Below are 11950 nucleotides of genomic sequence, written 5' to 3' on the forward strand. Positions count from 1 at the left end.
ACTTTCGAGGCGGCTTGTGCTATGCTTCGAAGGTTGCGTCAGGCCAGCGATACGGCGTGCGCCCAAGGCACGTCGCGCTGGCTTTTCTTCGTTATCAGGGAAGCCGATTGATGGCAGAACTCGCCAAAGAAGTCATCCGCGTCAACATCGAAGACGAGATGCGCCAGAGCTATCTCGATTACGCCATGAGCGTGATCGTGGGCCGTGCGCTTCCCGATGTGCGCGACGGTCTCAAGCCGGTGCATCGCCGCGTACTGTTCGCGATGAACGAGCTGGGCAACGCCTGGAACAAGGCGTACAAGAAGTCGGCCCGCGTGGTCGGCGACGTGATCGGTAAATACCACCCGCACGGCGACGCCTCGGTCTACGACGCCATCGTGCGCATGGCGCAGCCGTTCTCGCTGCGCTACATGCTGGTGGACGGCCAGGGCAACTTCGGTTCGGTGGACGGCGACAACGCCGCGGCCATGCGCTACACCGAGGTGCGCATGTCGCGCCTCACCCATGAGCTCTTGGCCGACATCGACAAGGACACCGTCGACTTCGGCCCCAACTACGACGAGAGCGAGCAGGAGCCGCTGGTCCTGCCGACCCGCGTGCCGAACCTGCTCATCAACGGCTCGGCCGGCATCGCGGTGGGCATGGCCACCAACGTGCCGCCGCACAATCTCACCGAGGTGGTGAACGCCACCATCGCGCTGATCGACGAGCCCTCGCTCGACATCGACGGGCTGATGGCCTACGTGCCGGGCCCGGATTTCCCCACCGCCGGCATCATCAACGGCTCCTCCGGCATCGTCGAGGCCTACCGCACCGGCCGCGGACGCATCCTGGTGCGCGCCAAGGCCGAGATCGAGACCGAGTCGAACGGCCGCGAGACCATCATCGTCACCGAGCTGCCGTACCAGGTGAACAAGGCGCGGCTGATCGAGAAGATCGCCGAGCTGGTGAAGGAGAAGAAGGTCGAGGGCATCAGCGAGCTGCGCGACGAGTCCGACAAGGACGGCATGCGCGTGGTGATCGAGATCCGCCGCGACGCGATGGCGGACGTGGTGCTCAACAACCTGTTCCAGCAGACCCAGCTGCAGGTCACCTTCGGCATCAACATGGTGGCGCTGCTGGACGGCCAGCCGCGGCTCCTGAACCTCAAGGATATCCTCGAGGCCTTCATCCGCCACCGCCGCGAGGTGGTGACCCGCCGCACCATCTTCGAGTTGCGCAAGGCGCGCGCCCGCGCGCATATCCTCGAGGGCCTCACCGTCGCGCTGGCGAACATCGACGAGATGATCGAGCTGATCCGCAGCTCGGCCTCGCCGGCCGAGGCGCGCGAGCGCATGCTGGCCCGCAAGTGGCAGCCGGGCATGGTGAGCGCGCTGCTCTCCGCCGCCGGCGCCGAAGCCTCACGGCCGGAGGAGATGGACCCGCGCGACGGCCTCAAGGCCGACGGCTACCAGCTCTCCGACGTGCAGGCGCAGGAAATCCTGGCCATGCGCCTGCACCGCCTCACCGGGCTGGAGCAGGAGAAGCTCTCCGACGAATACCGCCAGATCCTCGAAACCATCCGCGGCCTGATCGCGATCCTGGAAGACCCCGACAAGCTGCTGGCGGTGATCCGCGAGGAGCTGGAGGCGATCCGCGCCGAGTACGGCGACGCGCGCCGCACCGAGATCCAGCATTCGCTCACCGATCTGGACGTGCTCGACCTGATCGCGCCCGAGGACGTGGTGGTGACGCTCTCGCACACCGGCTACGTGAAGCGCCAGCCGGCCAGCACCTACCGCGCGCAGAAGCGCGGCGGCAGGGGCCGTTCGGCCTCCGCGCTGAAGGACGAGGATTTCGTCGAGCAGCTGTGGGTGGTGAACACCCACGACACCCTGCTCACCTTCACCAGCACCGGCCGCGTGTACTGGCTCAAGGTCTACCAGATGCCGGAGGCCGGCCCCAACGCGCGCGGCAAGCCGATGGTGAACCTGCTGCCGCTGGGCGAGGGCGAGAAGGTGCAGGCGGTGCTGCCGGTGCGCGAGTACAGCGAGGACCGCTTCGTGTTCTTCGCCACCCGCCAGGGCACGGTGAAGAAGACGCCGTTGACCGAGTTCGCCTTCCAGCTGCAGAAGGGCAAGATCGCGATCAACCTCGACGAGGGCGATGCGCTGATCGGCGTGGCGCTCACCGACGGCAACAGCGACGTGCAGCTGTTCGCCTCCAACGGCAAGGCGGTGCGCTTCGACGAGAGCGAGGTGCGCTCGATGGGCCGCACCGCCACCGGCGTGCGCGGCATGAAGCTGGCGGACGAGGCCGAGGTGGTGTCGCTGATCGTGGCCGCGGGCGAGGGCGATATCCTCACCGCCACCGAGCGTGGCTACGGCAAGCGCACCAGGCTGGAGGAGTTCCCCAAGAAGGGCCGCGGCACGCAGGGCGTGATCGGCATCCAGTGCTCCGAGCGCAACGGCAGGCTGGTCGCCGCGGTGCAGGTCACCGAGGCGCACGAGCTGATGCTGATCTCCGACCAGGGCACCCTGGTGCGCACCCGCGTGGCGGGGGTCTCGCAGACCAGCCGCAACACCCAGGGCGTGACCCTGATCAAGTTGCCGGCCAGCGAGTCGCTGGTCAGCGTGGTGCGGCTGGATGCAGAGGAGGAGAACGGCGAGGAAGCCGAGGCCGCGGGCCTCGACGACCAGCCGCCGGGCGACGGCGCGCCGGCGCAGGCGCCTGACGAAGGCTGAGTCCGCCTTCATCGGCAAGGACGAGAAGAGCCCGGCGCAAGCCGGGCTTTTCTTTTGGACTAGGCGGCGGGGCGGGCACCTGTCCTTTGACCGATGGAGAACGTCTCCGCACGGGACTATCGTGCCTGCGCGCATATGCCTGTATGCGTACTTGCGGAGACGCTCGTCGGCGTGGCCGATCACAGCGCCTGACAGGGGGACGCGGCCACCTAGCAAACGAACGGGAGACCGGTTATGAGGACTCGATGGCTCATCGCGGCGGCAACCGCGGCGTTCGCCATGTGCGCCACGGCGACGCCCCAAACGACGCTCACGCTGCAGAAAGGCGGCACCACCGTGCCGAAGACCACGCCCCTCGGGGGCGCGCCGCTGACCAGCCTCGAGCTGGACCCCGCGACGACGGCCGGGGACTCCGATTCCGGCGAAGGCGGCGAACTGGGGCCCCCGCCCCTGGTGAACCGCACTGTCGCCCATGGCCGCTTCGGCAGCAACGTCATGGGCAACGCCGGGCGCGCCAAGGCGAACCCCGAACTGCTCGGCGGTTTCGACGGGCTCAATTTCCACGACCAGCGCTACGCCAACAACGGCAACCAGTTCTCGGTGGAGCCGCCCGACCAGGGCCTGTGCGTCGGCAACGGGTTCGTCATGGAGAGCGTCAACGACGTCCTGGCGATCTACGACACGGCCGGCCACAAGCTCGTCGGGCCCGTGGACCTCAACACGTTCTACGGCTACCCGGCCGCGATCAATCGCAGCACCGGCGCGTACGGGCCTTTCATCACCGACCCGTCCTGCTACTACGACGCGGGCACCCGGCGCTGGTTCCAGGTCGTGTTGACGCTGGACCGGGTGGGCACCACCTCGGCCCTCGCCGGCCCCAACCACCTGGACATCGCGGTCAGCCAGACCGCCGACCCCACGGGCGCGTGGAACATCTACCACCTGCCGGTGCAGAACAACGGCACGCAGGGCACGCCGGATCACGGCTGCGAGGATGGCTTCTGCCTGGGCGACTACCCGCACATCGGCGCCGACGCCAATGCGTTCTTCATCACCACCAACGAGTTCTCGCTGTTCGGCCCGGGCTTCTACGGCGCGCAGATCTACGCCATCTCCAAGCGGGCGCTGGCCGCGGGCGCGGCATCGCCGAACGTGGTGCTGTTCAACGGCGGCGATCCGAGCGTGCCGGCACCGGCGTTCACGGTGTGGCCGGCCATTTCCTCCGGCGGGCAGTATGCCGGCGTGCAGGGCGGAACCGAGTTCCTGCTGAGCTCGGATGCCGTGTTCTATGACTCGGGCCGCTCGAACACGCTGTGGCTGTGGGCGGTATCGAACACGCGGGCCATCGACACGGCGCCGCTGTCGCTGAAGCTCAAGGTCTCGCCGCTGACGGTGCGCGAATATGCCGTGCCGACCAGCCTGGCCCAGCAGAAGCCGGGCAGCGCGCCGCTGCGCGACTGTTTCGCCACGCCCGGCTGCGCGCCGACCTATCTCGGCTACCCCACCATCGTCTATCCGACGCCGCGTCCGATGGCCGTGAACGACTCGCGCATGCAGCAGGTGAGCTACGCCAACGGCAAGCTCTGGGGCACGCTGGATACCGATGTGGTGCTGGCCGACGGCAGCCACGGCTCGGGCATCAACTATTTCGTGATCGACCCGCTGGTCCGCGGCGTTTTCGCCAACGGCACGCTGGCTTTGCCTGATGCCAACCTGACCTACGGCGCGGCGGCCGTCACGCAGAGCGGGCGCGGCGTCATCGCATTCACCGTAGTGGGCCCCAACGACCATCCGAGCGCGGGCTACGCGGGGCTGGACGCGAAGCTCGGCGCCGGCAGCGTGCATATCGCCGCCGCGGGCGCGGGCCCCTGGGACGGCTTTACCGGCATACCGTATCTGGGCGGCGACCGGCCGCGCTGGGGCGACTACGGCGCGGCGGCGGCCGACGGCAACACGATCTGGACCGCCTCGGAGTATATCGCCCAGACGTGCACGCTGGCCGAATACCTCAGTCCTCCGCTGTTCCAGTGCGGGGGCACGCGCGCGGCGCTGGGCAATTGGGCGACCCGCATCTCGAGCATTCGTCCTTGAGCGTTGGGCGGCGTGCGTGACGACGGGCGCGATGGCGCATGGCCATCGCGCCCGTTTCGTTTCGGGAGCGGGCTTGCCGTTCCCCGCTATGGCCGGGTGGGCTGGTCGAGCTTGCTAGCGAAGTTGCCAGGGAAGAAGCCAAGAAGCCCGGACTAGGCATAGGGCGGCGGACGCGAGGGGCCAAGCCTAGGCGGCGCCGACCGCCTCCAGCATGGCCTCGGCGCTCGATACGCGGAATTCGCCCGGCGCCTCCACGTGCAGCTGGCGCAGCACGCCGTCCTCGGCATAGAGCGCGGCGCGGCGCGACCGCACGCCCATGCTGCCCTCGAACGCCAGGCCCAGCGCGCGGGTGAAGGCGGCGTCGCCGTCGGCGAGCATGAGCAGGCCGGGCGGCACGTGCTGCGCGGCGGCCCAGGCTTTCATCACGTAGGCGTCATTCACCGCGAGGCAGAACACGTCGAGGCCGCGGGCGCGGAAGGCGTTGAACTTCGCCACGTAGCCGGGCAGATGGCGCTCCGAGCAGGTCGGCGTGAACGCGCCGGGTACCGCGAACAGCACCACCTTGCGGCCGCCGAACAGCTCGACGGTGCGCTGGCGCCGCACGTCCGGGACGGCGCCGTCGATGACCGCCAGCTCGGCGTCGGGCAGTACTCGTCCGATCTGGATGGTCACGGCGGCGATCCTTAAGCGAGGGCAACGGCGAGCATGCCACAGCGAGCCGGCACGCGCCGCCGGCTTGAACTGCGGCCGCCCGCACCTACTTAGTTCATCAAGCGGCAGCGAGCCGCAAACCCATCGAGGAAACCAGCCATGAGTGCCAACCGCAACCTGATGTGGAATGCCGCCGGCGCGCTGCCGCAGGAAGTGCGCCACGTGTTCGACCGCTTCTTCCAGCAGGAGGAGAGCGACAGTTCCAACGTGGTCACCAGCCAGTGGGCACCGCGCGTGGACATCAAGGAGGAGGACCAGCGCTTCGTGATCTTCGCCGACATCCCCGGCGTGGACCCGGCCAACATCGAAGTGAGCATGGAGAAGGGCATTCTCACCATCAAGGGCGAGCGCACGGTGGAGAGCGGCGAGCAGAGCGGCCGCTACACGCGCCTGGAGCGCGCGCACGGCAGCTTCCACCGCCGCTTCGCGCTGCCGGACAGCGCCGACGCCGAGGGCATCACCGCCACCGGCCGGCACGGCGTGCTGGAGATCGCCATTCCGAAGAAGGCGCAGACCACGCCTCGCCGCATCACCATCAACGCGGTCAACTGACCGCGGCCTGCGGTGTTGCGGGGACGGCCCGCGGCGGACGATGATCCGCCGCGGGCCGTCCGTATGAGGCGAGCACGTAGGGAGCGGCAGTGGAGTTCAAAGACTATTACGACATCCTGGGCGTGAAGCCCGACGCCAGCGAAGCCGAGATCAAGGCGGCCTACCGCAAGCTGGCGCGCAAGTACCACCCGGACAAGAACAAGGAGCCGGGTGCGGAGGAGCATTTCAAGGCCGTGAACGAGGCCAACGAAGTGCTGCGCGACAAGGAGAAGCGCGCCGCCTACGACGAGCTGCGCGCCGGCGGCTACCGCGGCGGCGAGCAGTTCCGCCCGCCGCCGGGCTTCGGCCAGGGCTTCGATTTCGGCGAGGGCGCCGGCGGCGACTTCAGCGACTTCTTCGAGAGCCTGTTCGGCGGCCGCGCCGCCGGCCCGCGCGGCCAGCCGCGCGCGCGCCGCGGGCGCGACGTGCAGGCGCAGGTGCAGATCGACCTGCAGACGGCCTACGACGGCGGCCGCACGCGCCTGAGCCTGGTCGACGGCAGCGGCCACGAGCGGGTGCTGGAAGTGAAGATCCCGGCCGGCATCCAGCCGGGGCAGGTGATCCGCCTGGCCGGCCAGGGCCAGGCGGGCGCCGCCGGCGGGCCGAGCGGCGACCTGCTGCTCGAAGTGGGTATCCGCGACGATGCGCGTTTCAGGCTGGACGGCCGCAACGTGCTGCACGTGCTGCCGGTCGCGCCGTGGGAGGCGGCCCTGGGCGCGACTGTGCCGGTGCCGACCCTGGCCGGCACGGTCGACCTGCGCGTACCGGCCGGCTCGCAGTCGGGCCGCAAGCTGCGCCTGAAGGGGCGCGGCATGCCCGGGCCGCAGCCGGGCGACCAGCTGGTGGAACTGTCCATCCGCACGCCCGCCGCGGCGGACGACAAGCAGCGCGCCGCCTACGAGGCGCTGCATGCCAGTTTCGCGGACTACGACCCGCGGCATTGACCGCGGTATCGACCTGACCGGCGGCCGCTGCGCCGTCGTTGCCGTTGCTGCCGGCGGGGGCTGCCGGCCATGACGGCGCGGTCTTTTTGGTCGCGGGGCGCGCGAAGCATTTTCGCGTTCCGGCAAAGTTTGCAGGCGACGTGGTGCCCCGCGCCGCTCAGCGCGGCGGCCGCATCGCGGCCTCGCTGCCCTGCTGGTAGTGCCGGAACGCCTGGCGCAGGCCGATGAGCACTTCGGCCGCCGTCTCGAACAAGGCCTGGGCCTTGGGCTCGTCCACTTGCCCGATGTCCTCGCGCAGATGGGTCACGAGGGCGTCGAGCTGGCCGCCGATGCGCTTGGCGTGGAACCGCGGGTCGCGGTTGGGAACGGAAGACATGGCGGGGCCTCGCGCAGGAGTGGTTCCTGCAGGCGAGCATGGCGCGTGCCAGCGCCTTCCGCCGGCGGGCTCACTGGCCCGGCAGGAATTCCTGCAGCGTGCGGACCAGCTCGTCTTCCTTCACCGGCTTGGTCACGTAGGCCTTGGCGCCCTGGCGCATGCCCCAGACCTTGTCGGTCTCCTGGTCCTTGGTGGTCACCAGCACCACCGGGATGTGCGCGGTGTCCGGGTCCTTGCTGATCGTGCGGGTGGCCTGGAAGCCGTTGAGGTTCGGCATTACCACGTCCATGAGGATCAGGTCGGGGCGCTCGCGTTTGGCCGCCTCGACACCGGCCGCGCCGTCTTCGGCGGTCAGCGCCTCATGCCCGAGCTTCTCGACGATGCGCTTGAGACCCAGGAGCTGGGACGGTGAATCGTCGACGATCAGGATGCGTGCCATGACAGAGGTGGTTCCTTGAAGGTATTCAGCCGCGATTCTATGTCGCCGGGGAGGGGCTTCCAAGCGCGGCCCATGGGGAGATCATCAACAGGCTCTTACGCCGCGTCGCGGTGGCGTACGAGGGTGCGGCCGAAGGAGCCGCCGGCGAGCATCTGGTCGAACACCTGCGGCAGTTCCTCCAGCGTGGCCTCGCGGGTGGCGATGCGGTCCAGGTGGCGCGGCTTCCAGTCGCCGGCGAGCCGCTGCCAGACGCGCGCGCGCAGGTCGCGGGCGGTGCCGGCGGAGGCGATGCCGAGCAGGCTCACGCCGCGGATGATGAAGGGCATCACCGTGCCCTCGTAGGCGATGCCGCCGGCGTTGCCGCACAGGGCGAGGTTGCCGTAGGGCGCGATCAGCGGCAGCAGGCCGGCGAGCGTGGCGCCGCCGACGTTGTCCAGCGCGCCGCCGAAGCGCACCGAATCCATCGGCTTGCCGCTGAAGGCGAGCGCGTGGCGGTCGATGCACTCGGCGGCGCCGAGCCCGCGCAGGAAGTCGAAGTGCTCGGCCTTGCCGCTGATCGCGTGCACGGCGTAGCCGGCGCGGCTGAAGATGTCGATGGCCAGCATGCCCACGCCGCCGCTGGCGCCGGTGACGGCGACGGGGCCGAGCGAGGGCGCCTGGCGGTTGTCCTGCAGGCGCAGCAGGGCCAGCGCGGCGGTGAAGCCGGCGGTGCCGAGCGCCATGCTCTCGCGCAAGCTCAAGCCCCGGGGCAGCGGGATGGTCCAGCGCGACTCCAGGCGCACGTATTCGCCGTAGCCGCCGTCGCGCGTTTCGGACAGGCCGCAGCCGGTGCACAGCACGGCGTCGCCCTCGCGGAAGGCGGGGTCGGCGGAGGCGGCCACGTGGCCGGCCACGTCGATGCCGCCGTTGAGCGGGTACTGGCGGAGGATCTTGCCCTTGCCGGTGCCGGCCAGCGCGTCCTTGTAGTTGACCGAGGACCAGGCCGCCTTCACCAGCACTTCGCCGGGCGACAGGCCGGAGGTGTCCATGGTCTCGATGCCGGCGCGGTGGCCGGCGTCGTCGTGGCGGATGCGGAAGGCGCGGAAGTCGGTCATGCCGGGTACCTGCAAAGGAAGGGGCCTAGCGTACCGCTCCGGCTGCATGGCGCCGTGCCGGAACGTGCAAAAGAGCCGTCACGTGTAGGAGCGCGCCTTGCGCGCGACTGGCCTACGCAGCGGCGTCACGCTGCGGTCGCGCGCAAGGCGCGCTCCTACGTGGCTCGTGGGGGCGTTGGGCCGGCCGGGCTGGCGCGCATTCACGCCTTGACGGTGTCGGCGTCGATCCACTTGGGCGTATAGCCGGCCTGGTAGTGCTCCATCCAGTCGAACATCGCCTGCTGGTCGTCGCCGAACCACACGCTCTCGCGCTGCGCGGCGCGCACGAAGCCTTCCGCCACCATGTGGTCCATGGTCTGGCGCAGCCCGTCGAAATAGCCGCGCAGGTTGAGGAAGGCACAGGGGTAGGCGTGCAGGCCGAGCTGGGCCCAGGTCAGCATCTCGAACATCTCGTCCAGCGTGCCGAAGCCGCCGGGCAGGGCGACGAAGGCGTCGGAGAGCTCGAACATGCGCGTCTTGCGCTGGTGCATGGTGTCGACCACCACCAGTTCGGTGAGGCCGGTGTGGCCGACCTCTTTCTCCATCAGGTGGCGCGGGATCACGCCCACCACGCGCCCGCCCGCGGCCAGCACCGCGTTGGCCACCGTGCCCATCAGGCCGACCTTGCCGCCGCCGTAGACCAGGGTGATGCCGCGGCGCGCGATCTCGGCGCCGAAGGCGCGGGCCTGGGCGGCGTAGTCGGGATGGATGCCGGCGTTGGAGCCGCAGTAGACGCAGAGGGCAGTGGGCTGGGGCATGGTGGGTAAGTGGTGCGTGAGAAGGGGAGGTCCGCCATGCCGGCGGAAGCCGGCATGGCGACGAGGTCGTGCGGGCGCTTGCCGGAAAGCGAACGGCCCGCCCATGTTGCCACGAGCGGGCCGCGAAGCTCGTATCGCCGACCGTTCGTGGGTCGCACGAGACGAGGGTCTTTCCTCAGTTGCCCTTGTGGATCGCGCGCTTGTCCACCGCCAGGGCGGCCTCGTGCACGGCCTCGGACAGCGTCGGGTGGGCGTGGACGATGCGGGCGAGGTCCTCGGAGGAGCCCTTGAACTCCATCGCCACCACGCACTCGGCGATCAGCTCGGACACGCCCGGACCGACCATGTGCACGCCGAGGATGCGGTCGGTCTCGGCGTGGGCGATCATCTTCACCTGGCCCACCGCCTCGTTCATCGCCACGGCGCGGCCGATGGCGGCGAAGGGGAAGGTGCCGACCTTGTAGGGCACGCCTTCCTCCTTGAGCTGCTTCTCGGTCCTGCCGGCCCAGGCGATCTCCGGCTCCGTGTAGATCACCCACGGCATGGTGTCGAGGTCGACGTGGCCCGCCTTGCCGGCGATCCACTCGGCCACCGCCATGCCTTCCTCGAAGCCCTTGTGCGCGAGCATCGGGCCGCGCACCGCGTCGCCCACCGCCCACACGCCGTCCACGCCCGTGTGGTTGTGCTCGTCCACCACGATGCGGCCGCGCTCGTCGAGCTTGACGCCGGTGTCCTCGCCCAGCAGGCCCTCGGTGTAGGCGCGGCGGCCCACGGCCACCAGCAGCTTGTCCACCACCAGGGTCTGCTCGCCGTCCTTGTCGGCGTAGGTCACGTGGACCTCGTCGCCCTTCACCTCGGCCTTGGAGAGCTTGGCGCCGAGCTTGATGGTCAGGCCCTGCTTGCCGAATTCCTTCAGCGCGATCTTGGCGATGTCGGCGTCGGCGGCGCCGAGGAAGTCGGGCAGCGCCTCGATCACGGTCACGTCCGAACCCAGTCGGTTCCACACGCTGCCGAGTTCGAGGCCGATCACGCCGGCACCGATCACGCCCAGGCGCTTGGGCACCGCGGTGATGTCGAGCGCGCCGGCGTTGTCGATGATGTGCTCGCCGTCGAACTTGGCGAACGGCAGCTCGATCGGCACGGAGCCGGAGGCGAGGATCACGTTGGTGGCGCCGATGACCTGCTTGGCGCCGTCGTTGCCGGTGATCTCCACCTGGTTACCCTTCAGCAGCTTGCCCTGGCCGAAGAAGCTGGTGATCTTGTTAGCCTTGAACAGCTGCGCCACGCCGCCGGTGAACTGCTTGACGATCTTGTCCTTGCGGCCGATGAAGGCCTTGAGGTCGACCTTGGCGTTCTCCACGCTGATGCCGTGCGCGGGCAGGTTGTGTGACAGGTTGTAGAACTGCTTGGACGAATCGAGCAGTGCCTTGGACGGGATGCAACCCACGTTGAGGCAGGTGCCACCCAGCGCCTGCTTGCCGTCCTTGCCGACGAAGGCATCGACCACGGCGGTCTTGAGGCCCAGCTGCGCCGCGCGGATCGCGGCGTGGTAGCCGGCCGGGCCGGCGCCGATGACGATGACGTCGAATTTGTCGCTCATGGTGGTTCCTTGCTGCGTGATTCGCGCCGGGCGCGAATCAGGGGAAAGCGGTCAGGACAGCGGCGAGCGCGGGATGGACGTCACGACTCGCCGCCAGAGCCTTGTTACCTAATTTGTCTTTGAGCGGGGCGCTCAAAGACCTAGCAGCATACGCTGCGGATTTTCGAGCTGGTTCTTGATGTCGACCAGGAACAGCACCGCGTCGCGGCCGTCGATGATGCGGTGGTCGTAGGAGAGCGCGATGTACATCATCGGCGCGGCGACGATCTGGCCGTTCTCCACCACCGGGCGCTCCTTGATCGTGTGCATGCCGAGGATGGCGCTCTGCGGCGGGTTGACGATCGGGGTGGAGAGCAGCGAGCCGAAGGTGCCGCCGTTGGTGATGGTGAAGGTGCCGCCCTGGAGGTCGTCCAGGCCGAGTTTGCCGTCGCGCGCCTTCTTGGCGTAGTTCACGATGCCCTGCTCGACCTCGGCGAAGGAGAGGTCCTGCGCGTTGCGCAGCACCGGCGTCACCAGGCCCTTGTCGGTGGACACGGCGATCGAGATGTCCTGGTAGCCGTGGTAGATGATGTCGTTGCCGTCCA

11 protein-coding genes are annotated in these 11950 nt (G+C 69.1%); 4 read left to right on the forward strand and 7 right to left on the reverse strand.

The window, feature by feature from the left end:
* Window positions 1-110: 110 nt before the first annotated feature.
* Together gyrA and ACH65_RS02005 are read left to right on the forward strand one after the other, a co-directional pair.
* Window positions 111-2723, forward strand: a complete 2613-nt coding sequence (gene gyrA / locus ACH65_RS02000) for a DNA gyrase subunit A (protein WP_049620899.1) — start codon at window positions 111-113, stop codon at window positions 2721-2723.
* A gap of 234 nt (window positions 2724-2957) precedes the next feature.
* Window positions 2958-4814, forward strand: a complete 1857-nt coding sequence (locus tag ACH65_RS02005; protein WP_049620900.1) for a hypothetical protein — start codon at window positions 2958-2960, stop codon at window positions 4812-4814.
* Between the two features lie 186 nt (window positions 4815-5000).
* Here the strand turns inward: ACH65_RS02005 and ACH65_RS02010 are convergent, their stop codons facing one another.
* Window positions 5001-5486 carry a peroxiredoxin gene (locus tag ACH65_RS02010; RefSeq protein ID WP_049620901.1) on the reverse strand — a complete coding sequence of 162 codons (486 nt, stop codon included), beginning with the start codon at window positions 5484-5486 and terminating at the stop codon, window positions 5001-5003.
* 138 nt (window positions 5487-5624) lie between these two features.
* Here ACH65_RS02010 and ACH65_RS02015 point away from each other — a divergent pair, with 138 nt between their 5' ends.
* Together ACH65_RS02015 and ACH65_RS02020 are read left to right on the forward strand one after the other, a co-directional pair.
* The gene (locus ACH65_RS02015; protein ID WP_049620902.1) at window positions 5625-6077 is read left to right on the forward strand and encodes an Hsp20/alpha crystallin family protein; all 453 of its coding nucleotides are present in this window, start codon (window positions 5625-5627) and stop codon (window positions 6075-6077) included.
* An 89-nt stretch (window positions 6078-6166) separates the two neighbouring features.
* Window positions 6167-7060: a DnaJ C-terminal domain-containing protein gene (locus ACH65_RS02020; RefSeq protein ID WP_049620903.1), complete on the forward strand. Its 894-nt coding sequence runs from the start codon at window positions 6167-6169 to the stop codon at window positions 7058-7060.
* Between the two features lie 157 nt (window positions 7061-7217).
* Here the strand turns inward: ACH65_RS02020 and ACH65_RS02025 are convergent, their stop codons facing one another.
* The 6 genes from ACH65_RS02025 to ACH65_RS02050 all read right to left on the reverse strand — a co-directional run.
* Window positions 7218-7436, reverse strand: coding sequence for a hypothetical protein (locus ACH65_RS02025; RefSeq protein WP_049620904.1), 219 nt, complete (start codon window positions 7434-7436; stop codon window positions 7218-7220).
* Between the two features lie 70 nt (window positions 7437-7506).
* Complete coding sequence (gene pilH, locus ACH65_RS02030) at window positions 7507-7875, reverse strand: twitching motility response regulator PilH (RefSeq protein WP_049620905.1); 369 nt, start codon at window positions 7873-7875, stop codon at window positions 7507-7509.
* Window positions 7876-7970: 95 nt separating this feature from the next.
* Entirely contained in the window at window positions 7971-8969 is a 999-nt protein-coding gene (locus ACH65_RS02035) for a YhdH/YhfP family quinone oxidoreductase (protein WP_049620906.1), read from the reverse strand.
* A 200-nt stretch (window positions 8970-9169) separates the two neighbouring features.
* A complete protein-coding gene (locus ACH65_RS02040) occupies window positions 9170-9766 on the reverse strand; it encodes an LOG family protein (protein WP_049620907.1) in 597 nt (198 codons plus the stop codon).
* Window positions 9767-9941: 175 nt separating this feature from the next.
* Window positions 9942-11366 carry a dihydrolipoyl dehydrogenase gene (gene lpdA / locus ACH65_RS02045; protein WP_049620908.1) on the reverse strand — a complete coding sequence of 475 codons (1425 nt, stop codon included), beginning with the start codon at window positions 11364-11366 and terminating at the stop codon, window positions 9942-9944.
* 132 nt (window positions 11367-11498) lie between these two features.
* The coding region (locus tag ACH65_RS02050) for a 2-oxo acid dehydrogenase subunit E2 (protein ID WP_049620909.1) at window positions 11499-11950 on the reverse strand (452 nt) is incomplete at its 5' end.

It is taken from the genome of Frateuria defendens (assembly GCF_001182895.1).
In the GTDB taxonomy this organism is placed as follows: Bacteria; Pseudomonadota; Gammaproteobacteria; order Xanthomonadales; family Rhodanobacteraceae; genus Frateuria_B; species Frateuria_B defendens.

Coding starts and splice junctions, on each gene's coding strand:
- gyrA (WP_049620899.1), top strand. CDS start 111: ATGGCAGAACTCGCCAAAGAAGTCATCCGCGTCAACATCGAAGACGAG.
- ACH65_RS02035 (WP_049620906.1), bottom strand. CDS start 8,969: ATGACCGACTTCCGCGCCTTCCGCATCCGCCACGACGACGCCGGCCAC.
- ACH65_RS02025 (WP_049620904.1), bottom strand. CDS start 7,436: ATGTCTTCCGTTCCCAACCGCGACCCGCGGTTCCACGCCAAGCGCATC.
- ACH65_RS02005 (WP_049620900.1), top strand. CDS start 2,958: ATGAGGACTCGATGGCTCATCGCGGCGGCAACCGCGGCGTTCGCCATG.
- ACH65_RS02015 (WP_049620902.1), top strand. CDS start 5,625: ATGAGTGCCAACCGCAACCTGATGTGGAATGCCGCCGGCGCGCTGCCG.
- ACH65_RS02040 (WP_049620907.1), bottom strand. CDS start 9,766: ATGCCCCAGCCCACTGCCCTCTGCGTCTACTGCGGCTCCAACGCCGGC.
- lpdA (WP_049620908.1), bottom strand. CDS start 11,366: ATGAGCGACAAATTCGACGTCATCGTCATCGGCGCCGGCCCGGCCGGC.
- pilH (WP_049620905.1), bottom strand. CDS start 7,875: ATGGCACGCATCCTGATCGTCGACGATTCACCGTCCCAGCTCCTGGGT.